At 65.5% G+C, this 21,947-nt stretch carries 18 protein-coding genes; 2 read left to right on the top strand and 16 right to left on the bottom strand.

Going from position 1 to position 21,947, the window contains the following annotated elements; translation table 11 throughout:
- Positions 1-3 precede the first annotated feature (3 nt).
- The 5 genes from AC066S_RS26520 to AC066S_RS26540 form a co-directional block, all read right to left on the bottom strand.
- On the bottom strand, positions 4-1,662 hold the full coding sequence (locus AC066S_RS26520) for a hydantoinase B/oxoprolinase family protein (RefSeq protein ID WP_478271008.1): 1,659 nt from the start codon (positions 1,660-1,662) through the stop codon (positions 4-6).
- A 2-nt stretch (positions 1,663-1,664) separates the two neighbouring features.
- Positions 1,665-3,749, bottom strand: a complete 2,085-nt coding sequence (locus AC066S_RS26525; RefSeq protein ID WP_478271009.1) for a hydantoinase/oxoprolinase family protein — start codon at positions 3,747-3,749, stop codon at positions 1,665-1,667.
- A gap of 141 nt (positions 3,750-3,890) precedes the next feature.
- A complete protein-coding gene (locus AC066S_RS26530; RefSeq protein ID WP_478271010.1) occupies positions 3,891-4,697 on the bottom strand; it encodes an NAD-dependent protein deacetylase in 807 nt (268 codons plus the stop codon).
- A 37-nt stretch (positions 4,698-4,734) separates the two neighbouring features.
- Positions 4,735-6,537: a cation:proton antiporter domain-containing protein gene (locus AC066S_RS26535; protein ID WP_478271011.1), complete on the bottom strand. Its 1,803-nt coding sequence runs from the start codon at positions 6,535-6,537 to the stop codon at positions 4,735-4,737.
- 117 nt (positions 6,538-6,654) lie between these two features.
- Positions 6,655-7,491, bottom strand: coding sequence for an SDR family oxidoreductase (locus AC066S_RS26540; RefSeq protein ID WP_478271012.1), 837 nt, complete (start codon positions 7,489-7,491; stop codon positions 6,655-6,657).
- Between the two features lie 349 nt (positions 7,492-7,840).
- Here AC066S_RS26540 and AC066S_RS26545 point away from each other — a divergent pair, with 349 nt between their 5' ends.
- On the top strand, positions 7,841-9,175 hold the full coding sequence (locus tag AC066S_RS26545; RefSeq protein WP_478271013.1) for a dicarboxylate/amino acid:cation symporter: 1,335 nt from the start codon (positions 7,841-7,843) through the stop codon (positions 9,173-9,175).
- A 298-nt stretch (positions 9,176-9,473) separates the two neighbouring features.
- Here AC066S_RS26545 and AC066S_RS26550 read toward each other — a convergent pair whose 3' ends face one another.
- The 9 genes from AC066S_RS26550 to AC066S_RS26590 are packed head-to-tail and all read right to left on the bottom strand — an operon-like array spanning position 9,474 to position 17,611.
- Positions 9,474-9,821 (bottom strand): RidA family protein, encoded by a 348-nt coding sequence (locus tag AC066S_RS26550; RefSeq protein WP_126258749.1) that lies wholly within the window; start codon positions 9,819-9,821, stop codon positions 9,474-9,476.
- A gap of 12 nt (positions 9,822-9,833) precedes the next feature.
- A complete protein-coding gene (locus AC066S_RS26555; protein ID WP_478271014.1) occupies positions 9,834-10,955 on the bottom strand; it encodes an NAD(P)/FAD-dependent oxidoreductase in 1,122 nt (373 codons plus the stop codon).
- Complete coding sequence (locus AC066S_RS26560) at positions 10,952-12,370, bottom strand: FAD/NAD(P)-dependent oxidoreductase (RefSeq protein ID WP_478271015.1); 1,419 nt, start codon at positions 12,368-12,370, stop codon at positions 10,952-10,954. Before AC066S_RS26560 ends, AC066S_RS26555 begins: the two co-directional genes overlap by 4 nt.
- A complete protein-coding gene (locus AC066S_RS26565; RefSeq protein ID WP_135170731.1) occupies positions 12,367-12,663 on the bottom strand; it encodes a (2Fe-2S)-binding protein in 297 nt (98 codons plus the stop codon). Before AC066S_RS26565 ends, AC066S_RS26560 begins: the two co-directional genes overlap by 4 nt.
- A gap of 32 nt (positions 12,664-12,695) precedes the next feature.
- Positions 12,696-13,829: an NAD(P)/FAD-dependent oxidoreductase gene (locus AC066S_RS26570; protein WP_126258745.1), complete on the bottom strand. Its 1,134-nt coding sequence runs from the start codon at positions 13,827-13,829 to the stop codon at positions 12,696-12,698.
- An 8-nt stretch (positions 13,830-13,837) separates the two neighbouring features.
- Positions 13,838-14,644, bottom strand: coding sequence for an ABC transporter permease (locus AC066S_RS26575; protein ID WP_126258744.1), 807 nt, complete (start codon positions 14,642-14,644; stop codon positions 13,838-13,840).
- Positions 14,641-15,516, bottom strand: coding sequence for an ABC transporter permease (locus AC066S_RS26580; protein ID WP_126258743.1), 876 nt, complete (start codon positions 15,514-15,516; stop codon positions 14,641-14,643). Before AC066S_RS26580 ends, AC066S_RS26575 begins: the two co-directional genes overlap by 4 nt.
- On the bottom strand, positions 15,513-16,553 hold the full coding sequence (locus tag AC066S_RS26585; protein ID WP_478271016.1) for an ABC transporter ATP-binding protein: 1,041 nt from the start codon (positions 16,551-16,553) through the stop codon (positions 15,513-15,515). Before AC066S_RS26585 ends, AC066S_RS26580 begins: the two co-directional genes overlap by 4 nt.
- Before the next feature lie 23 nt (positions 16,554-16,576).
- On the bottom strand, positions 16,577-17,611 hold the full coding sequence (locus tag AC066S_RS26590; RefSeq protein ID WP_478271017.1) for an ABC transporter substrate-binding protein: 1,035 nt from the start codon (positions 17,609-17,611) through the stop codon (positions 16,577-16,579).
- Between the two features lie 272 nt (positions 17,612-17,883).
- On the opposite strand from AC066S_RS26590, the gene AC066S_RS26595 reads away from it, so the two are divergent.
- Positions 17,884-18,798 (top strand): LysR substrate-binding domain-containing protein, encoded by a 915-nt coding sequence (locus tag AC066S_RS26595; protein ID WP_135165616.1) that lies wholly within the window; start codon positions 17,884-17,886, stop codon positions 18,796-18,798.
- A gap of 163 nt (positions 18,799-18,961) precedes the next feature.
- Here AC066S_RS26595 and AC066S_RS26600 read toward each other — a convergent pair whose 3' ends face one another.
- A complete protein-coding gene (locus AC066S_RS26600) occupies positions 18,962-20,335 on the bottom strand; it encodes an amidohydrolase family protein (protein WP_126258739.1) in 1,374 nt (457 codons plus the stop codon).
- A complete protein-coding gene (locus AC066S_RS26605; RefSeq protein ID WP_126258738.1) occupies positions 20,332-21,915 on the bottom strand; it encodes an ABC transporter substrate-binding protein in 1,584 nt (527 codons plus the stop codon). Before AC066S_RS26605 ends, AC066S_RS26600 begins: the two co-directional genes overlap by 4 nt.
- Positions 21,916-21,947 lie beyond the last annotated feature (32 nt).

Consider the following 21,947-nt stretch of genomic DNA (forward strand, 5'->3'; position numbering starts at 1 on the left):
ACGTCAGCGCGCGTACCCGTAAACTGCAGCGGCGTTGCCGGCGGACACGAGCCCGCTTTCGATATCTTCCTTGACTGCCGCACGCTCGCGCGTCGCGGGATCGCCGATGCCGGCGCCGCCGGGCGTCAGCACCACCAGCCGATCGTCCGGCGGCACCTGCTGAAAGCCCTTGCCGCGCAGCTTCTTGCCGGACTTGAGGCCGACATAGCCGGCCTCGCCGTTTCGGCCGCCATCGCGTCCGCGCGGTGGATGATCGATGCGGTCGAATGCCGCCAGGATGTCGAACGGCGCATCGACGCCGCTGCCGACCTCGATGATCTGGCCGAGACCGCCGCGGGTGCGCCCTGCCCCGCCGGAATCCGGGCGCAGCTCCTTGCGCCAGAAGATCAAAGGCGTCTGCGTCTCCGCGATCTCGACCGGCGTGCCGCGCACGCCGCTCGGATAGGCGGTGGCCGACAGGCCGTCCTTGCCGAAGCGCGCGCCGGTGCCGCCATTGGAGGTCACCGCCATCGAGAACCCGTAATTGCCGCCGACGCCGGAGCGGGTCTGGCCGCGCACGTTGAGATTCCACAGGCAGGAGGTGCCTTCCGCCGGCACACGCTCCGGAATGATCTGGCGCAGGCAGCCGAACACCACATCCGGCAGCATCTGGCCGATGATATGGCGCGAGGCAACCGGCGCGGGCTTGGGCGCATTGAGGATCGCACCCGCCGGCGCCGACACCGTCAGCGGCGAGAGCGAGCCGGCATTGTTCGGAATCTGCGAGGCGACCACACAGCCGAGGCCGAACACGGTGTAGGCGGTGGTGTAGGACAAGGGCACGTTGATGCCGAACTTCGAGGCTGCGGATGTGCCGTCGAAATCGACGTGAATGCCCGCATCCGAGATCGTCAGCGTCGCCGCCAGCGTCACCGGGGCATCATAGCCGTCGACCACCATGGTGTTGCGCCAGCTGCCCTTCGGCAGCTTCGCGATCTCGGCCAGCACGGCCTCGCGCGAGCGATCGCAGATGTAATCGCCGAGCTCGTCGAGCGTGTCGATGCCGAACTCGCTCATCATCTCCACCAGTCGCTCGCAGCCGACGTCGTTGCAGCCGGCCAGCGAATAGGTGTCGCCCTCCGTATCGATCGGCAGCCGCGTATTGGTGCGGATCATCGCCATCAGCGTCTCGTTGACGACGCCCTGGTCGATCAGCTTCAGCATGGGGATGTAGAGCCCCTCCATGAACACGTCGGTGGCGTCGGGGCCGAAGCCGATGCCGCCGATATCCATGAGATGGCTGGTGCAGGAGAACAGCGCCACCGGCTTGCCGTCCTTGAAGCAGGGCGTGGTGACGACGAAGTCGTTGAGATGGCCGGTCCCCATCCAGGGATCGTTGGTGATATAGGCATCGCCTTCCTTCATCGTCTCGATCGGAAAGTGGGCGATGAAGTGCTTGACCGATTCCGCCATCGAGTTGACGTGGCCGGGCGTGCCGGTCACCGCCTGCGCCAGCATGCGGCCCTTGAGATCGAACACGCCGGCCGAGAGGTCGCCGCATTCGCGCACGATCGGGCTGAAGGCGGTGCGGAGCAGCACCTGCGCCTGCTCCTCGACCACGGCGATCAGCCGGTGCCACATGATCTGAAGGTCGATCAGGCTCGCGCCATTTGCCTTGCTCATGATCAGGCCGCCTTTCGTTCCATGACGATGCTGCCGGCACCGTCGATATGCGCGTCGAAACTGGTGGAGACGAAGGTGGAGGTCTCATCCTCCGCGATCACGGCAGGGCCCGCGATAGTCGCGCCCGGCGCCATGTCTTCGCGGCGATAGAGCGGGATCTCGATCACCTCGCCGGCGCGGCCGTCGAAGAATTTGCGGCTGCCGGCCGCCTTGCCGGCGGGCTTGCGCGCGACGGCCGCAACGGTCGGCGGATTGCGCGCCTCGGTGGTCGCGAGCACCGACCAGCTCAACACCTCGATCGCCGCCCCCGGAATCGACCGCTCGAACATCGCTGCATAATCGGCCTCGAACTTCCGGCGCAAACCGGCGAGATCGGCCGCCGTCAGCCGCCGGTTCGGCAGCTCGACGGAGATCTCATGGCCCTGACCGACATAGCGCATGAAGGCAGCACGACGCTCGCGCACCGGCGCGCCGGCCGCGCCAGGCTCAACCAGCGCGCGCGCTTCGGTCACCATGTCCTGCAACAGGTCGGAGACCGCCTCGGTGTCGAAATCGTCGAGCCGGACATGGCGGCTGCGCACCAGCTCATAGGCGATCGGCGCGGCCAGGAAGCCGACGGCCGAGCCGACGCCGGCATTCGAAGGCACGATCACCCGGGAGACGCCGATCTTCTCGGCGACACGCGCCGCATGCAGCGGCGCAGCACCACCAAAGGCGATCAGCGTGTGCTGGCCGACGATCTCGCCGCGCTCGACCGCATGGACGCGCGCCGCACTCGCCATGTTCTCGCAGACGACCTCGTGCACCGCATAGGCCGCGGTTTCCGCGGACAGGCCGAGCGGCTCGCCGACGTCGCGCAGCAGTGCCTGCTTCGAAAGCTCAGGGTCGAGCTTGATCGTGCCCGCCGCGAATGCATCGGGATCGATCATGCCCAGCGCAACATCGGCATCCGTTACCGCCGGACGCTGGCCGCCGCGACCGTAACAGGCGGGGCCAGGCTCCGACGAGGCACTCTCCGGGCCGACAGTGACACGCTTCATCGCGTCGACATGCGCGATCGAACCGCCGCCGGCGCCGATCTCGACCATCTCGATCACGGGAATGCGCACCGGCAGGCCGGAGCCCTTGAGGAAGCGCGCGGCGCGGTCGACCTCGAACACGCGCGAGGTCTCGGGCTGGTATTTCTCGATCAGGCAGATCTTTGCGGTGGTGCCGCCCATATCGAAGGACAGCACCTTGCTCTCGCCGAGCCTTGCCGCGATCTGCGCCGCGAAGATCGCGCCGCCGGCGGGGCCGGATTCGACGAGGCGCACCGGAAAGCGCCGCGCGGTCTCGATCGACGTGACGCCGCCGCCTGAAGTGACCAGGTAGATCGCGCCGCGGAATTGCTCGACCTGCAAGGCGTCGGCCATGCGGGCGAGATAACCGTCGATCAGGGGTTGCACATAGGCATTCGCGACCGCAGTCGATGTACGCTCATACTCGCGGATCTCGGGACAGACGGCGGAGGACACGGTCACGGAGACGCCTGGCATCTCCTCCGCCAGGATCGCAGCTGCACGTCGCTCATGCTCGGGATTGGCGTAGGAGTGCAGGAAGGCGATGGCGACGCTCTCGACGCCCAGCTCGCGCAATTTCGGCGCGAGTGCGCGCACTGAAGCTTCGTCAAGCGGGAGGCGGACGGCGCCGTGGGCGTCGACGCGCTCGGGCACGGTAAAACGAAGGCTGCGCGGCGCCAGAGGCCTGGGCTTGTCGATACTGAGATCGTACTGGTCGTAGCGGCTTTCGGTGCCGATATCGAGCACGTCGCGAAAGCCTTCGGTCGCAATCAGGGCAGTCTTGGCACCCCGGCGCTCGATGATCGCGTTGGTCGCCAGCGTGGTGCCGTGAATGAAGACATCGATGTCGCTGATATGGGCGCGGGCATCGGCGAGGATGAGACGCATGCCGTCCAGTACCGCCTGCTCGGGCCGCTGCGGCGTCGTCAGCACCTTGCGCGTCTTGCGATCCAGGCCAACGTCCAGCACGATGTCGGTGAACGTGCCACCGATATCGACGGCAAGCCGCACTTCGGCTCCCTCAAGCATTCCAAATTCTCCGTGCTGATCGTCAAGACTGCGGTCGAAAACGCAGCAATTTCCATGCCATGAACGGCAAGGACCAAGCCGCGTCCGGCTATTCTGCTTGGCACCTATGCAATAGGCAAGGCGTGTTCGGCACTGGCGCGATCAGAGCAGGAATGCAAGCGCCGCCTCGCAGCGCTCCTCGACTTTCAGCGTCAGCAGATCGTCGGCGCGGGTGCGGCCGAGATTGACGGCCGCAATCGGAATGCTGCGTTGCGCTGCAGCCTGTACGAACCGAAATCCGGAATAGACCATCAGCGACGAGCCGACGATCAGCATGGCGTCGGCCTTAGCCAGATGATCCTGCGCTGTGGCGACGACGTCGCGCGGGACGTTCTCCCCGAAGAACACGACGTCAGGTTTGAGAATGCTGCCGCAGGCTTCGCAAGGAGGCACCTGGAAGGACGAGAATTCCTCGTGCTCCAGATCGGCGTCGCCATCGGGAGCATCGGCGGCATCGAGTGTCAGCCATTCCGCATTGGCGCGGCCGAGCGCATCCTGGAATTCGCTCCGCGGCGTCTTGCGGCCGCAGCCCATGCAGCGAACCAAGTCGAGCCGGCCGTGCAGGTCGATCACCTGGCGGTGGCCGGCGGATTGATGCAGCCGATCGACGTTCTGGGTCAGCAGCATCTCGCACCGCCCGTTCGCCTCGAGCCGGGCCAGCGCGTGATGCGCGTCGTTCGGCTTGGCCTGGCCGAACCGCCGCCAGCCGATCAGGCTGCGTGCCCAATAGCGCCGCCGCGTATGCTCGTCCGACATGAAGGACTGGAAGTTGACCGGCTGGGTCCGCTTCCACTTGCCAAAGCTGTCGCGATAATCAGGAATGCCCGAATTGGTGCTGCAGCCGGCGCCGGTCAGCACGAACAGTTTGTCGTGCCGGTCGATGAAGTCCTGGAGCGGCGGGTTTGACATGGCCCCTATGTAGTCTGCGCGCCGCGGTCTTGCCAGATCAATGCCGCCCATCGTGGCGGCCTGCGATAGCGGATGGGCGGGATATCTCCGGGTCTGCCTTGCGCGCGGCTTGTTGCAGCGTCAGCCGGAATTCGTCCCGCTTCTCGTGCACCGAGGCTATCGCGGGCCCGACCGCAACTCCGAGGCCGATCAGCGCGGCTTCGGAAAGCTGCAGGCTTGCCTCGATGGTTTCGGGCACAGCATCGGTTGCCCCGATCGCATAGAGGTGGCGGGCATGCTCGGCATCCCGCGCACGCGAGACGATCAGCACATCCGGGCGCACCGCGCGAACCCGCTCGACGACGGCGTCGATCGCCGACCGCGACTGGATGGTGATGATCACGCCGGTCGTCTGCATCAGGCCGCAAGCTTCGAGGAAGCCCGGCTCCGTCGCATCGCCAAAATAGACCTTGTGACCGTCGCGGCGGTCGCGTGCCACGGCGATTGCCTCGTGATCAACCGCGATGTAGTTCAGGCCGTGGCCGGTCAGCAGCGAGCAGACGACCTTGCCAACGCGGCCATAGCCGACCACGATGGCCTGCGCCCGGTCGCCGGGCGGGCGAACCGCCAGTTCAGGATCTGGCGTGCGCTCGCGACCCAACTTCGCGGCCAATCGTTGCCCGAGCATGCCCAGGAGCGGCGTCAATGCCATCGTCACGGCGGTGACGGCAACGGCAAAGCTCGACACACCAGGCTCGATCAGGCCGCCGGCTGCCGCCATTCCGATGCTGACGAAAGCGAATTCGCCGACTGGACCCAGCAGGAATCCGATCTCGATCGCCGCGGACCATGACAGCCTGAAGAGGCGGCCCAGGACGATGAGCACGATCGCCTTGCCGGCGAGAATACCGATAACGGCGGCCAGCAGCCAACCCGGCTCGCGCAAGAACACGCGAAAGTCGATGGCCATGCCGACGGTGAAGAAGAAGATGCCGAGCAGCAGGCCCTTGAACGGCTCAACGGTGGCCTCAATGGCTTTGCCATACTCCGTTTCCGCCAGCATCAGTCCTGCAACGAAGGCTCCGAGCGCCATCGACAGGCCAGCTTGGTGGGCGGCCAGTCCTGCGCCGACGATGACGAACAAGGTCGCGGCGACAAACAACTCGGTCGAATGGGTGCCCGCAACCATCTGGAAGAGCGGACGCATCAGCAGCCGTCCGAGCAGAATGAGGACAGCGACCGCCAGCGCGGCCTTGAGAATTGCACTGGAGATGTGCGCCAGGACGGAGCCGCCGCTGTCTGCGCCGAGCACCGAGACGAAAACCAGAATGGGAACCACCGCGAGATCCTGGGCAATCAGCACCGCGAAGCTGGCACGCCCGGTCGTGGTCGCAAGCCGCTTCTCGCCGGACAGAAGCTCGAGCACGATCGCGGTAGAGGACAGCGCAAGACTGGCGCCGAGGATGACGGCCATATCGGAGCTCTGCCCGGAGAGAAGCGCCACGCCGAAAATCATCGCGGACGTCACCAGCACCTGCAGGCCACCGAGCCCGAACACCAGACGCCGCATCGTGACGAGCCGCCGGAAAGACAGTTCGAGGCCGATCAGGAAGAGCAGGAATACGATGCCGAGATTGGCGATACCCTCGACGTTCTGCGCATCCGTCACCGTAAACCAGTACAGGAACGGTATTTCTCGAACGAGCGAGCCGAGCCCGAGCGGACCGAGAATGGCGCCGGCGCCGAGATAGCCCAGCACGGGATTGATGCCCCAATGGCGGACAATCGGTACCACGACGCCGGCGGTCGCGAGGACCACCAGTGCGTCACTGTAAGCGTTGATGTTGATGGGTGTGGTCACGAGCCCTTCATGTGTCGGCACCCGCAATAGCGGTAGCGTCGTCGAGGGTCGATAGCACACGGCGCCGCAGGCCCCTGCCCGGTCGCGACCACCATCCCGGAGGTCCGAAGCCGACGTTCAGCTTGCCCAATTCTCCCGGAATTCCGGGAACAGTGTCAGGCCTCCGCACGCATAGAGGGTCTGCCCGGTGATGTAACTCGCATCGTCGGAGGCGAGGAAGGCGAAAACGGCGGCGATCTCCTCCGGCGTGCCGACGCGCCCCATGGGAATGTGGCTGGTGACGACGCCGCGCTTTTCGGGGTCGCCGGTCCAGGCCGCATTGATCGGCGTATCGATCGCGCCGGGCCCGACAGCATTGACGCGGATGCCGCGGCCGGCAAATTCGAGCGCCAGCGTGCGGGTCAAATTGGCCATGCCGCCCTTGCTGATCGAATAAGCGAGATAGCCGGGCTTGGGAATGATCTGGTGCACGCTGGAGCAGTTGATGATGCTGCCGCCTCCGCCGCGCTTGACGAAATGCGCAAGTGCCCTCTGCGCGCAGAGCACAGCGCCGTTCAGATTGACGTCGATGATGCGGCGATAGGTTTCGACGTCCAGCGCCTCGCTCGGCGATTCCTTCTGGAAGCCGGCATTGTTCACGAGACAATCCAGGCGCTTCCAGCGCGAAAGGATCGCCTCGAACATCGCAGCAATGTCCTGCTCGTCGGCGACATTGGCCTTGACGATACAATGATCGGGCTCGCCGTGGCCGCGGTCGCTCGAAGCCGCCCGAGCGAGTGCCAGCGTCTCCTCCGCCCGCTCCTCGTGCTCGAAATAATTGATGGCGACGGTCGCACCTTCCTGCGCAAGCCTGACGGCGACGGCGCGGCCGATGCCCTGCGAGGCGCCGGTCACCAGCGCATATTGGCCGACAAGGCGCGAGGGAAACGAAGTCGAACGTTCGGTTTGCGGCATGTGTTCTCTCCAGATGCATCATCATGGATGGAACCGGCGTTTTGTTCCAGCCGGTTGTGCATACGCTGCACGCATCCCTGGACACACGGCGCGGCCGGCAGCCGGGTGGAGTCGATCGGCATGCCGAGGCGAGGCCGTTCACCAAGGACCCGAGGCGTCCGCCGATCGCACCGAGGATGATCGGCAGGCAGCGCCGCAGGCGATCGACAACAAGCGCGCTTGCGACTCCGCGATCGATCTTCGTGCAAACAGACAAAAATGTGATTGTCACTTCTGCGGCGGCCATCACATGGTGCAGGTCATGCATGATTCAAATCATGCATGATCAATGCGTTCCGGGGCCCACTCTATGACACAAGTCGCGATCCAGCCAGCCATCCTCCGCCGCCGCCAGCCCTGGTACAAGATCCTCTACGTCCAGGTGCTGATCGCGATCGCGCTCGGGGTGCTGATCGGCTATTCCTATCCCGATCTCGGCAAGGCCTTGAAGCCGCTCGGCGACGGCTTCATCGCGCTGATCAAGATGATGATTGCGCCGGTGATCTTCTGCACCGTCGTGCACGGCATCTCCTCGATGGGTGACCTCAAGCGCGTCGGCCGGGTCGGGCTGAAGTCGCTGATCTATTTCGAGACCGTCTCGACCGTCGCGCTTGCGGTTGGCCTCTTGGTCGGCGAGATCCTCCAGCCCGGGCACGGCTTCAACATCGACCCCGCCACGATCGATCCCAAATCGGTCGCGACCTACGTCACCAAGGCCAATGAGGAAGGCATCGTCGCCCATCTGATGGCGATCATTCCCGACAGCTATCTGGGTGCGATCGCGCGCGGTGACCTCTTGCAGGTGCTCTTGATCTCGATCCTCTCAGGCTTCGCCATCGCGTTCCTCGGCAAGGCCGGCGAGCCCATTGCGGACGCGATCGACAAGGCCGCGAAGATGTTCTTCGGCATCATCCGCATCATCGTGCGCGTCGCGCCGATCGGCGCCTTCGGGGCGATGGCGTTCACGGTCGGTGCCTACGGCCTCGGCTCGCTGCTCAACCTCGCGGCGCTGATCGGCACGTTCTATCTCACCAGCATCCTGTTCGTGCTGATCGTGCTCGGCGCGATCGCGCGGCTGGCCGGCTTCTCGATCCTGCGCTTCATCGCCTATATCAAGGACGAGCTTCTGATCGTGCTCGGCACCTCTTCTTCCGAGACGGTGCTGCCGCAAATGATCCAGAAGATGGAGCATCTCGGCGCCTCGCGTTCCGTTGTCGGCCTCGTCATTCCCACCGGCTATAGCTTCAATCTCGATGGCACCAACATCTACATGACGCTGGCGACGCTGTTTCTGGCGCAGGCGACCAACACACATCTGACCATCTGGCAGGAGCTCGGCATCCTCGGCATCGCCATGATCACCTCGAAGGGCGCCTCTGGCGTCACCGGCGCGGGCTTCATCACGCTCGCCGCGACGCTCTCGATCGTGCCTGACATCCCGATCCAGTCGATTGCGATCCTGGTCGGCATCGACAAGTTCATGAGCGAATGCCGCGCGCTGACCAATCTGATCGGCAACGGCGTTGCCTGCGTCGTCATCAGCATTTCCGAAGGCGAGCTCGATCGCGAGGCGCTGCACGAGACCATGGCCCATCCGCTGGAGATCGGCGAAGCGCTGGAGCCGGGTGGAAGCGCGGAATCATAGGCCCGCGCACGAAGGAATAGGTCCGGTTCCAACGCGGTAGTTTCCCGGAGTAGAAAATTGGTGCGGCACGCGTCACAACAATCGCATTGGGATCACGGATTGATACTCATTTTTTCCACCCGACGCGCTGGGGGCAGGGCGTCGGGTTTTTGAAAATCACTGCAAGATCCGAACGGTCAAGCGGGATCAGACGATCCCGCCATGGATGCACAGCTTGGCGGCGACATCGATCCGCCGCCTCATCCCGATCGCAAGTAGGCCAGCGTGACTCGTGCTGACGTCCGTCGCCCTGTCGCGATCAACCCTTCAGCGCGGTGACTACGACCTCGATCAGCGCGCCGCCGCCGAGATCGGCAACGCCGACTGTGGCCCGGGTCGGCAGATTGTCGCCGAAGAACTCGGTCCAGGCCGCATCCATCTCCTTCTTCTTGGCAAGGTCGGTGACGAAGATCGAGGCGCTGACGACGCGGCTCTTGTCGGTTCCCGCTTCCTTCAGATAGCCAGCGATCTTGCCGAGGATGTTGCGGGTCTGCTCGCCCATCGAGACCGAGGTGTCGTCGGCGATGGTACCGCCGAGGAAGACGAAGCCGCCTGCCTCGACGGCGCGGTGCATGATGGGCGTGCGGATGCTGCGGGTGATGCTCATGTTGTCCTCTTCTTAGAGCGTGAAAGGATGGAAGCGGTCGATGCCGAGATCGCTGATTCGGGTCTGGGTGCCGCCGTTGACGATCAGCTCGGCCATCACGGCGCCGGCGCCGGGGCCGAGCTGGAAGCCATGCAGCGAGAAGCCGAACTGGTGATAGAGGCCCTTGTGACGGCTGCTCGGACCGAACACCGGGATATCGTCCTTCATCTTCGCCTCGATCCCGGCCCAGGCGCGGACGATGGAGGCGCTGCGCATCACCGGAAACAGCTCGAACACGGTGCGGGCGCTGGTCGCGAGGCTCTTCCAGTCCAGCACGGTCTCGTTGCGATCCTGATAGGGCGTCGCCAGATGGCCACCGCCGATCAGCACGGTGCCGTTGCTGAATTGCTTGAAGGAGAGCTTTCGCCCGCGCAGGATCACGACGGGGTCGATGAAGTGCGGCACGCGCGAGGTGATCATCAGCATCGGCGCCACGGTCTCGACCGGAACCGGCTCGCCAAGTGCGGCGGCGATCTTGCCGGCCCAGGCGCCGGCGGCATTGACCAGCACCGGCGCGGCAAAGGTTTCAGGACCGACATCGACATGCCAGAGGCCGGCACCGTAGCGGACGTTGGAGGCGGCGATACCCTCACGCACGGTCGCGCCAAGCTGCTCGGCCTTGCGCCTGAACGCCGTCGTCGTCTGCGCCGGATTGGCGGCGCCGTCACGGCGCGACACGACGCCGCCGGGGCACGTTTCGGCAACCGCGGGCACGAGCCGCCGCAGCTCGGTCGCATCGATCAGCTCTTCATGGGTGAAACCGAGCGCGTTGAGCTCGGCGACGCGCGCGCGGCAGATCGCCAGCTCCTCCTCGTTTTCCGCGACCAGCACCTGGCCGTGGCTCTCGAAGCTGCAATCGTCGTCGACGAGATCTGCAATCTTCTCCCAGATTCCCATCGAGCGGATCGAGAGCGGAATCTCGGGGATGTGGCGCGCGAGCTGACGCACCCCGCCGGCATTGACGCCCGAGGCGTGGCGGCCGGCATAGTCCTTCTCGATCAGCACCGGCTTCAGGCCGGCGAGGCACAGATGCAGCGCGGTCGAGCATCCGTGGATGCCGCCGCCGACGACGATCGCATCCACGTTCTTGGTCATCCGCGAACCACCGCCTTGACGTCCGCCTCGCTCTTGGGAACGGCGGCGAGCTCGGCGAGCGTGATCGGCTTCACCGGCGCGCGCAGCCGGTAATAGCCGATCTCCTGCGGCGTCTTTCCGCGTGCCTGCGCCATCAGCTCGGTGACGGTGAGGCCGCAGAGCCGGCCCTGGCACGGTCCCATGCCGGTGCGGCGATAGGCCTTGAGCTGGTTCGGACCGGTCGCGCCGATCGCGACGGCATCGAGAACGTCCTTTGCCGTGACTTCCTCGCAGCGGCAGACGATGGTGTCACCCGAGGGAATCCGGAACTGCGGCGCGGGGCGGAACAGCGTGTCGAGGAAGACGCGGCCGCGCTCGGCCTTGGCGAGATCGGAACGGAGCGTTGCCATCGGCGGGAGCTTCGCCGCAGCTGCGGGCGATAATGCTTCCACGGCCGCGCGCGCCGCGATACGGCCGCGCACCACGGCGGCGCTCGCACCACCGATGCCGGCGCCGTCGCCGGCGATCGCAATGCCGGGAATGGTCGAATTGCCGCTCGCATCGAGCACCGGCGACCAGCAGAGTTGCAGGTCGTCCCAGCGATGCTCGACACCGGCGGACATCGCCAGATTGACGTTGGGCACGACGCCTTGATGCAGCAGGAGCAGATCGGCCGGAATGGTCTCGCGCTTGCCGCCCGCGACATAACTCACGCTCGCGAGTTGGCCGTCACCGGATGCCGAGAGTTCGGTGACGCCGGAGACGACCTGCACCTTCGCTTTGACCTCGCGCATCATCGACAGGCCCTTGGCGAAATAGGGCGAGGTCAGGAAGGCGAAGGCGTGGGGCAGCGCGGCGAAATAATTGCCGCGCTCGGTGGTGTCGAGAATGCGATCGATGCGGCCGCCGAGGCGCAGGATCTGCGCGGCCAGCAGCCAGAGCAGCGGGCCCTGCCCTGCGATCACCGTGCGGCCGTCGGGCACGAGCGCCGAGGATTTCAGCATGGTCTGCGCCGCGCCCGCGGTCATCACGCCCGGCAGCGTCCAGCCGGGAATCGGGAACGGCCGCTCCAGCGCGCCGGTCGCGAGGATCACGCGCCTGGCCTTGACGAAGGCGGAAGCGCCGCCGATCGAGACGGCGATCTCGAGATTGCGGTCGAGGCTCCAGACGGTCGCACGATGAATCACCTCGGCGCTGCTCGCGCGCAGCGATTGCACGAGATCGGCTCCAACCCAATAATCTGGGCCGAGCTGGTTGCGGTCGGTCACGGGCGTCGAGGCGATGGCGCGGAACACCTGACCGCCGGGGCCGATATTCTCGTCGAGCAGCAGCGTCGAGAGGCCGGCTTCGGCCGAGGTCACCGCCGCAGCAAGGCCGGCGGGCCCGGCGCCGATCACCACGACGTCATAGTCTTCGCGCTTGGGAGCCACAGTCATTTCCCGATCTCCCGCTTGCCCTTCTGGATCTCGATTTGCATGCCTTCGGCCACTGGCACGAGGCAGCCCTGCCGGTTGCCGACGCCGTCGATGGTGACGAGGCAATCGAAGCACACGCCCATCATGCAATAGGGCAGACGCGGCGCGCCGCTCACCGCGGTCGAACGACGTGCGTCGCAGCCGGAGGCCAGCAGCGCGGCGGAGACCGTGTCGCCCTGGCGCGCCGCGACCGCTACGCCGTCGACGAAGATCTGCAGCGGTGGACGCTTGTCCTGTTCGGATCTCTTGAACATGGGGATGCCTCTTGGCTCCTTCCTCGGTATCTCTAATAGCCGCTGTTGTTCGCCGCGCCCGCGCCGAAGCGGCTGGCCGAGAACGCGCCGACCAGCTCGGGCTCGAGCGCGCCCTGCACCACCATGCGCGCGATCTCGAAAGCGTGGTTGGAGGCGAGCGTCACGCCGGAATGGCAGCAGGCGACGAAGGCGCCGGGATGCGTCTCCGACTGGTCGTAGATCGGAAAGCCGTCCTGCGGCATGACGCGGATGCCCGCCCAGCTCCTGACCACGTTGAGGCGCGACAGATGCGGGAACATGCGCTGGGCGCGATCGGTCATGACCGCGCTGATCGAATGCTTCAGCGTACGGTCGTCGAGCTCGTCCTCCTTGCTGTCGCCGATCATCACCGTGCCTTCGTCGGTCTGGCGGATCGTCGTCAGCGGGTGCGGCAGGAACGGCATGGTGCGCTCGGTCACCACGATCTGGCCGCGGGTCGGGCCCATCGGCGCATAGAGGCCGACCATCGGCGCCAGCGTCTGGTTGGCGTTGCCCGCGGCGAGCACCACCTTGGCGGCGCGGAGCTCGCCCTTCGGCGTGGTCAGGCGGAATTCGCCGCCGCTCTTGCCGATCGCGGAGACCGGCCGCTCCGGGAAATAGTCGATGCCGAATGCCTTGAAGCCGGTGTGGAACGCGCGGAACGTCCGCAGCGAATTGACGTGGCCGTCGAGCGGGCAATAGCTGCCGCCGGAGACTTCGGGGCCGATCAGCGGCAGCGACTTCTTCACGTCGGATGCGGAGAGCATCTCCATCTTGTAGTCGGCCGCGCCCGTCTGGTTGTGCATGCGCTTGACCAGCTCGGTGCGCTGGCCGAATTCGTCCTCGCCAAGGGTGAGGTGAAAGCCGCCGTTCTGCTGAAGGCAGACGTCGAGCCCGGTCTGCTGCTTCAGTTCGGACGCCAGCCGGCTCCACGCCTGCGACGCCTGCACGGTCCACACCGTATAAGCGGGCATGCCGAGCCCCTTGCTCTGCACCCAGACCAGCGCGAAGTTCGCGCGCGAGGCGCGCTTGGTGATGTCGCCTTCGTCGAGCACGGCGACCGTCTTGCCGAGCCGGCCGAGGCCCCAGGCAATGGCGGAGCCGAGCAGCCCGCCGCCGACGACGGCGACGTCATATTCTCCTGACATGGGTTCTCCTATCGCCCCGTATCGCCCTTGCCGGCGAGCACGCGGTCGAGCCCGTAGAAGCGGTCGAGCAGAACGAGGGCGGTCATGGTGATCGCGATCACGCAGGCCGAGACCGACGTCACCAGCGGATCGATGTTGTCCTGGATATAAAGGAACATGCGCACCGGCAATGTCTCGGTGCCGGGCGCGGCGAGGAAGACGGTCATGGTGAGATCGTCGAAGGACTGGATGAAGGCGAGCGCCCAGCCACTGATGACGCCGGGCAGGATCAGCGGCAACGTTACGCGCCGGAACAGGGTCCAGCCGCCCGCACCGAGCGAGACGGCGGCCATCTCGACCGTGCGGTCCATACCGGTCGCTGCTGCCAGCGTCAGCCGCAGCGCGAACGGAAACACGATGATGACATGGGCGATGATCAGCGCGGCAAAGCTGCCGCCAAGGCCGGCCGAGGTGAAGAAGCGCAGGAAGGCGATGCCGAGCACGACATGCGGGATCATCAGCGGCGACAGGAACAGCGCGGCAAGCGCATCACGTCCAGCGAAACGATAGCGCGCGATCGCGAGCGCCGCCGGCACCGCGAACAGCAGCGCGACGAACGACGAGAGCGCCCCCAACCCAAGGCTGACCCAGAAGGCGTGAATGAATTCGGGATAGTTCGCGATGGTCCTGAACCAGCGCAAGGAGAAGCCGTTGGTCGGCAGCGACAGGAAACCCTCGGGCGTGAAGGCGACCAGGCACACCACCAGGATCGGCGCCACCATCACGATGACGAAGATGGCGTGGAAGATCAGCGCGAGGGGGCCGTTCCGCCTCATCGGAACACCTCGGCATAGCGCCGCTCGATCAGCGCGTTGCTGCCGACGACGATCAGGACCAGCGCGACCAGCAGGAGCGTCGCGACCGCGGCCCCGAGCGGCCAGTTCAGGGTGTTGAGGAATTCGTCATAGGCCAGCGTCGCGGCGACCTTGAGCCTCCGGCCGCCGATGATCGCGGGCGTCGCAAAGGCGCTCGCCGAGAGCGAGAACACGATGATGGCGCCCGACAGCACCCCCGGCATGATCTGCGGCATGATGATGCGGCGGATGATGGTGACGGGACCGGCGCCCAGCGACATCGCCGCGTTCTCGATCTGCGGATCGAGCCGCTGCAGCGCCGCCCACACCGACAGCACCATGAACGGCATCATGACATGCGCGAGCGCGATCACCATGCCGGTTTCGGTGAACATGAAGGGAATGGGGGAGCGCATCACCCCGAGCGACATCAAGAGCTTGTTGACGAGGCCGTTGTTGCCGCCGAACAGCAGCGCCCAGCCGAGCGTGCGCGCCACCACGGAGATCAAGAGCGGCCCGAGAATGACCAGCAGGAAAAAGCTTTTCCACCGGCCGCTCATGCGGTTGAGGATGTAGGCTTCAGGTGCCCCGAGCAGCGCCGTGAGCACCGTGGTCAGGATCGCGATGCGGAACGTCCGCCAGAACATTTCCGCGTAATAGGGATCGGTCGCGATCTCGTGCCAGTTCTTGAGGATGAAGACCGGCTCGATGCCCTTGTACTGGCCCCAATCGTGGAACGACAGCATCACGGTCATCACCAGCGGGATCAAGAGCACGCCGACGAACAGCATCAGGGCTGGTGCGGTCAGCGCCCACGGCGCGCGTACGCTGCGCTCCTCGGCGGCCATGCTCATGCGACAGTCCTCGCGCGCACGCTCATGTCCTCGGGCCGCCAAATGAGGCGAACGGTCTCGCCTTCGCCCGGTTGCGCCTTGCCGTCATTCTGGCGGATCACGATCGCCGGACCGCACTCGCTGTCGCACTGGAACAGCCAGTGATTGCCCTGGAAAATTCGCGTGATGATCTTTGCAGAGAGGCCGGCATCGCCGAAGCCGATCCTTTCAGGACGAATGCTGACCGTCACGGGGCCGCTCAAGCCCACCGGCGCCGGCGCGCTCCAGGAGCCCGCCACCAGCTGCGCGGGCGTCGCGGTCCGGTCGATCGTCCCGGCAAAGTCGTTGGTCTTGCCGAGAAACTGCGAGACGAAGGCGGAGGCCGGCTTCTCATACGTCTCCTGCGGCGTGCCGATCTGCTCGATCTTGCCCTGGCTCATCACCACGATGCGGTCGGACAGCGACATCGCCTCGTTCTGGTCATGCGTGACCAGAATCGTCGTGGTGCCGACTGTACGCTGGATCTGGCGCAGCTCGATCTGCATTTCCTCGCGCAGCTTGGCGTCGAGGTTCGACAGCGGCTCGTCGAGCAGGAGCACGCTCGGCTTGATCACCAGCGCACGCGCCAGCGCCACGCGCTGCTGCTGGCCGCCGGACATGCGGCGGGGATGGCGGTCCTCGTAGCCGGCGAGGCCGACCATCGCGAGCGCGGAGCGAACGCGCTCGGCCCGCTCGTTGCGTGGCACATTGCGCATCTCGAGGCCAAAGGCGACGTTCTCCGCCGCCGTCATGTGCGGAAACAGCGCGTAGCTCTGGAACACGATGCCGAGGCCACGCTTGGCCGGATGGATCGCGGCCAGATCCTTGCCCTCCAGCCGGATCGCGCCGCGTGTGGGATCGAGGAAACCCGCGATCATCTGCAACGTCGTGGTCTTGCCGCAGCCGGAGGGGCCGAGGAAGGAGATGAACTCCCCCTTCCCCACCGACAGGCTGAAGTCGTCGACCACGGTCTGCGTGCCGAACTGCTTTGCGACCCGATCGAGCTCGAGATAGGCCATGACGCTGTCTCCGCGGCGACCGATCAGCGTTCGACCTCGCGATTCCAGCGCTTGGTCCACTCCTCGCGCTTCTCGTTGATGACGGTCCAGTCCGGATTGTAGAGCTTGGCCGCACGCTCGCCGATCGGCGCCATCTTGCCGAGCTCCGGCGGGATCACCAGCGATTTCAGCACCGGGCCGTAGCCGTAATCCTTCAGCATCACGAGCTGGGTTTTCGGATCGAGCAGCATCTTGACGAAGCTCGCCGCCACCGGCGAGGCATTGGGCTTGGCGATCGGACACGCCGTCGTCAGCAGCGTCGCGGCGCCTTCCTTGGGATAGACGAAGTCGACGGGGAAGCCGGTATTGGCAAAGCTCTGCACACGGCCGGTGCCCCACACTGCGATCACGGCCTGGCCGGACTGGAACAGCTCGGTCATCTTGCCCGGCGACGGCTCATAGGCGAGCACGTTCGGATTGATCTGTTCCTTGAAGATCTTGAAGCCGGAATCGACGTTGGTCTCGCCGCCGCCGTTCATCTTCGACAACATCACCAGCGCTTCGAGACCGTAAGTGTTGTTGATCGGCGGGATCACGAGCTGCTTGGCGTATTTGGTGTCCTTCAGATCGTTCCAGGAGGTCGGCGGCGCCCAGCCTTTCTCCTTGAACACCTTGGTGTTGTACATCAGGCCGGTCGCGACGATGCCGATGGCGACGGCACGATCGTCCTTGAAGCGCGCGGTGTCGTAGAGGTCGGCGGGCAGGCCGTCGAGCTTGCCGCAGAAGCCGAGCTGGATCGCCTGGTACATCGGGCCGTCGTCGACGATGGCGACGTCGATCTGCTGGTTGCCCTTCTGCGCCTGGAGCTTGGCCAGCGTATCGGTGGAATTGCCGGCGACGTATTCGACCTTGACGCCGTTCTCCTTTTCGAACGCCGGGATCACCTCGTCGCGAATCGTTTTCTCGAACGAGCCGCCGTAGCCGGCGACATAGAGCGTCTTTTGCTGGGCCGAGGCGGCCGACGGGGCGGCAATGAGTGCTGCGATGCTGACCGCGGTCAGAAGGCGAAAAGTCTTCATGTGGACCGATCTCCATACCGGAATGAGGTGACGTGCCGACAAATCTCCGGCTGGGCGCCTTCCGCATTTTCTTCCGCGCAAATCCCTCTCAGATCAGGGCTCCGGCCCCTGCTCGGCGGGTTTTGGCGCGATTTGGAGGTTTGAACGCCTCCAATCTGCCGAAAAAGCGAGCTGGCTCCAGCTCTGATGAAAAAGATCGCAGACCTATACTTCCATCGTCCAATGAATAATGGCACCCTCTGCATGCCGAAATGTTATGATTGGACGATGGGATGGCGCGGATCAATTCGCGGCAGGTAGAGGCCTTCCGCGCGATGATGCTGACCGGCAGCGTCACGGAGGCTGCGAAGCTGATGGTGGTGACGCAGCCTGCGGTCAGCCGGTTGCTACGCGACTTCCAGGCGCTGTTGAAGATGGAGCTGTTCGAGCGGCGCGGCACCGGCCTGGTGCCGACCGCGGCGGCGATGGCGCTTTATACCGAGGTCGAGCGCTCGTTCGTCGGCCTCGAGCGCATCACGGCGGCAGCCGAGGAAATCCGCGGCCGCCGCACCGGCTCGCTGCGCATCGCCGCGCTCCCGGCGCTTGCGAACGGCTTTTTGCCGCGCCTGGCCGGGCACTTCCTGCAGGAGCGGCCGAACCTCAATCTCGCTTTCTTCGGCGTGATCTCTCCGATCGTCGTCGACTGGGTTCTGAACAATCAATGCGACATCGGCTTTGCCGAGGTGCCGATCGCCCATTCCGGCCTGCCGAGCCTGCGGCTGCCGGCGCCGGCGCGCGTCGCGGTGCTGCCGACCGGTCATCGCCTCGCGGAGAAGGAAGTCCTGGAGCCGCGCGATTTCGAAGGCGAGACGTTCATCTCGCTGTCGGCGGGATCGTCAAGCCGGCATCTCCTCGACCAGGTCTTCAATCGTCACGAGGTCCGCCGCGTGCTCAGGGTCGAGACCACGTTGTCGGAGATCATGTGCGGCATGGTGTCGTCAGGGCTTGGCGTCGCGATCTGCGACCCCTTCACCGCGCGGGAATTCGCCACCCGCGGCGTGGTCGCGCGTCGCTTCCTGCCGCGCATCGACTTCGAATTCTCCGCCGTCTTTCCGGCACAGCGCAGTCCCTCGCCGGTGGCGCTCGATCTGGTCGAAACCATGCGCAAGGCGTTGGTCGAATTCGAGGACGCTGCCGAAACGCATTGAGTTGAATCACTCTCGCCCCGGGCTCGCTGCAACCTCTCCCGCTTGCGGGGGAGGTCGGCGCGGAGCGCCGGGTGGGGGCTCTCTCCTCATTGGGAATGCCCCTGTGCTGAGAGAACCCTCTCCCCTACCCTCTCCCGCAAGCGGGAGAGGGAGCGCACCTTCTTTAGCCGTTGAACGCGGCCTGCGCTTCCGGCAGGTCCCAGATCTTGCCGATCGCGGCGGTGCCGGCCGCGGTGATCGCAGCTTCGTCGGCGCCGAGATAGCGGCCGGCATCGATCAGCACACGACCGTCGACCATGACCTGATCGATATTGGCGCGGTTGGCGAGCGCGATCAGCGCGCGGCGGGGATCGAACAGCGGCTGAAGATGCGGATGGGTGAGATCGACAACGGTGAGATCGGCGGTGGCGCCCGGCTCGATGCGCCCGAGATCCGGGCGCTTGATGACATCGGCGGCGACAGCCGTGTTCGCTTCGATCAGCTCCGGCGAGTTCGCGACGTCGGGACGCGCCGAGGTGATCTTTGAGATCAGTGAGGCGGCATTGAGTTCGCCGAGCAGGTCCATGTTGTAGCCATCGGTGCCGACCACGGTGCGCACACCGTGCCCGGCGAAGCGGCTGAATGCAGCGGTGATGCCGGCGCGCGCGAAGACGCGCGGGCAGTTCAGCACGGTCATGCCACGCGCGGCCATCAGCTTGAGGTCGTCGTCGCTGCTGAACATGCAATGTGCCGCCATGAGGTCGGGCGCCAGCAGGCCGAGCCAGTCCAGATATTGCGCCGGCGTGCGGCCGCCATAGCGCTTGCCGATGGTCTCGACCTCGGCTCGGCTCTGCGCCATGTGCGTCGTGATGGGCACCCCGAGCTCGCGCGCCCGGGTGGCGCATGCTTTCAGCAGATCAGGACCGCAGGTGTCTGTGGCGTGCGGGCTCATCGCAAGGCTGATGCGGCCGTCGCCGCGATTGTGCCAGCGCTGGTAGAGTGCATCCCAGATCGCCATGTCCTTGGCGCCGTCATCGCCGGAATAGTGCACGATACCGTCCGGGCCCGCTTTGGCGTCGGATGTGGAGAACAGATAGGGCGCGCCGTAGAAGCGGATGCCCATCTCCTCCGCCGCGTCGAACATTTCCGGAATCGAATTGCGGAACGGCTCCATCACCGTGGTGGCGCCGCCCTTCAGGAGTTGGAGAATGCCGAGCCGTGCCACCGCGAGCCGCTCTTCCGCCGACAAGATGTCGGCCCCGCGTTTGGTCAGCGGCAGCAGCACCGTATAGACGATGCTCTGGTTATTGCGGCGGCCATTGCCGTCTTCGGTGTGGCTGCGCGCGACCGCCTCGGAGAAGCAGTGATTGTGCAGGTTCAAGAGGCCCGGCAGCACGAACCGGCCCGGACGATCATGGACCTGGTCCGCGCTGGGCCTGTCGCGCGTGATTGCCGCGATCCTTTTGTCCTCGACCAGGACCCAATGGTCGCGCAGCACATCCTGCGCGCCGTCCTTCCGTGACAGCACATAGCTGCCGAAAATTGCTGTGGTGCTCATGCGGGGCGCACGTTCCAGAAGACGGCGGTGCCGTCGAGAATGCCGGTGATGGCCTTGCGATAGGCGGTCGGCTGTTTGTACAGGCCGATCGGAATATAGGGGATTTCCTCGAACGCGACCGCCTGGATCTCGCGGCAGATGCGTTGCTGCTCCGCGAGCTCGGAGGCCGCAAGCCACTGGCTGCGCAACGGCCCCATCTTCTCGCTCGCGTACCAGCCGGCGACCTTGCCTTCGCCGCGGATGTTGGTGTTGCCGGCCGGGTTGAGCCAGTCGATGCCCTGCCAATTGCCGACCGCCGCGCTCCAGCCGCCCTGTCCGATCGGGTCCTTCTTGAGCTGGCGCTGCAATACGACGGCGAAATCGAGTCCGGCATATTCGACGTTCATGCCGGCCTTACGCAAGCTATCAACCGCGATCTCGCCAAGCGGCTTCTGCGCCAGCGAGTTGGTTGGGACCAGCACCACGATCTTCTCGCCGTTGTAACCGGCGGCTTTCAGATCGGCCTTCACCTTGGCGTAATCACGCGGGCCACGGAACACATCGAGGCCAACGTCGGTCGCCATCGGCGTGCCGGGCGCGAAGAAGCCGATCGGCGAGACCTGAAAGGCCGGATCGGTGCCGGCGACCGCGGTCATGAACGCGGACTGGTCGATCGCACCCAGCAGGGCACGCCGGATGGCGGGATTGTCAAACGGCGGCTGCAGGTGATTGAGGCGCAGCATGCAGGCGTAGCCGCGGCGATCGAGGATACGCGTCTCGATGTCGCCGGCAGCCTTGATCACCGGCAACAGATCATGCGGCGTGGTCTCCTGCCAATCTTGCTCGCCGGTCTGGAGCGCGGCGACGCCGGTGCCGGCATCAGGCGTGGTGGTCCAGACCACGCGGTCGTAGTGCACGATCTTCGGACCCGCCGTCCAATCCGGTCTGCCGTCCGTGCGCGGCTGGTAGCGCTCGAATTTGGCATAGGCGTTGCGGGCGCCCTGCACGCGCTCGTCGGCGAGATAGCGGAACGGGCCACTGCCGATCACTTCGGTCAGCGGCTTGAACGGATCCTGGCTTGCCAGCCGCTCCGGCATCATGAAGCAGGCATTGATCGCGGCCTTGCCGAGCGCCTGCGGCAGCAGCGGGAACGGGCGCTTGAGGCGAAAACGGATGGTGCGATCGTCGGCGGCCAGCAGTTCGGCCGTCGCCTCCAACAACTCGCCGCCAAAGCCGTCGCGGGCCGCCCAGCGGCGGATGCTGGCGACGCAGTCGCGCGCGAGCACGCGCTCGCCGTCGTGCCAGAACAGGCCGTCGCGCAATGTGAGATCCCATTGCAGCCCGTCAGCGGAGACGACATGGCCCGACAGCATCTGCGGCGACACCTGGAGCGACGAGCTCATGCCATAGAGAGTGTCGTAAACCATGAAGCCGTGGTTTCGCGACACCTGCGCGGTGGAATAGATCGGGTCGACGAAAGCAAGATCGATGACGGGAATGAAGCGCAAGGTGCTCTGCGCTTCGGCGCGTACGACACCCGGCAACGACAGCGCCGGCATGGTTGCGGCCGCCTTGAGGAGCGAGCGGCGGGAGATGGGCATTGCGAGGAGCTCCTAAAGGGACAGATGCATTC

Source organism: Bradyrhizobium sp. CFUWI (genome assembly GCF_056429085.1).

Excerpts from the sequence above, each read along its gene's own strand:
- AC066S_RS26530 (WP_478271010.1), bottom strand. The coding sequence starts at position 4,697 with ATGTCAAACCCGCCGCTCCAGGACTTCATCGACCGGCACGACAAACTG.
- AC066S_RS26605 (WP_126258738.1), bottom strand. The coding sequence starts at position 21,915 with ATGCCCATCTCCCGCCGCTCGCTCCTCAAGGCGGCCGCAACCATGCCG.
- AC066S_RS26565 (WP_135170731.1), bottom strand. The coding sequence starts at position 12,663 with ATGTTCAAGAGATCCGAACAGGACAAGCGTCCACCGCTGCAGATCTTC.
- AC066S_RS26540 (WP_478271012.1), bottom strand. The coding sequence starts at position 7,491 with ATGCCGCAAACCGAACGTTCGACTTCGTTTCCCTCGCGCCTTGTCGGC.
- AC066S_RS26550 (WP_126258749.1), bottom strand. The coding sequence starts at position 9,821 with ATGAGCATCACCCGCAGCATCCGCACGCCCATCATGCACCGCGCCGTC.
- AC066S_RS26555 (WP_478271014.1), bottom strand. The coding sequence starts at position 10,955 with ATGACCAAGAACGTGGATGCGATCGTCGTCGGCGGCGGCATCCACGGA.
- AC066S_RS26600 (WP_126258739.1), bottom strand. The coding sequence starts at position 20,335 with ATGAGCACCACAGCAATTTTCGGCAGCTATGTGCTGTCACGGAAGGAC.
- AC066S_RS26590 (WP_478271017.1), bottom strand. The coding sequence starts at position 17,611 with ATGAAGACTTTTCGCCTTCTGACCGCGGTCAGCATCGCAGCACTCATT.
- AC066S_RS26525 (WP_478271009.1), bottom strand. The coding sequence starts at position 3,749 with ATGCTTGAGGGAGCCGAAGTGCGGCTTGCCGTCGATATCGGTGGCACG.
- AC066S_RS26595 (WP_135165616.1), top strand. The coding sequence starts at position 17,884 with ATGGCGCGGATCAATTCGCGGCAGGTAGAGGCCTTCCGCGCGATGATG.
- AC066S_RS26585 (WP_478271016.1), bottom strand. The coding sequence starts at position 16,553 with ATGGCCTATCTCGAGCTCGATCGGGTCGCAAAGCAGTTCGGCACGCAG.
- AC066S_RS26575 (WP_126258744.1), bottom strand. The coding sequence starts at position 14,644 with ATGAGGCGGAACGGCCCCCTCGCGCTGATCTTCCACGCCATCTTCGTC.
- AC066S_RS26545 (WP_478271013.1), top strand. The coding sequence starts at position 7,841 with ATGACACAAGTCGCGATCCAGCCAGCCATCCTCCGCCGCCGCCAGCCC.
- AC066S_RS26520 (WP_478271008.1), bottom strand. The coding sequence starts at position 1,662 with ATGAGCAAGGCAAATGGCGCGAGCCTGATCGACCTTCAGATCATGTGG.
- AC066S_RS26570 (WP_126258745.1), bottom strand. The coding sequence starts at position 13,829 with ATGTCAGGAGAATATGACGTCGCCGTCGTCGGCGGCGGGCTGCTCGGC.
- AC066S_RS26560 (WP_478271015.1), bottom strand. The coding sequence starts at position 12,370 with ATGACTGTGGCTCCCAAGCGCGAAGACTATGACGTCGTGGTGATCGGC.
- AC066S_RS26580 (WP_126258743.1), bottom strand. The coding sequence starts at position 15,516 with ATGAGCATGGCCGCCGAGGAGCGCAGCGTACGCGCGCCGTGGGCGCTG.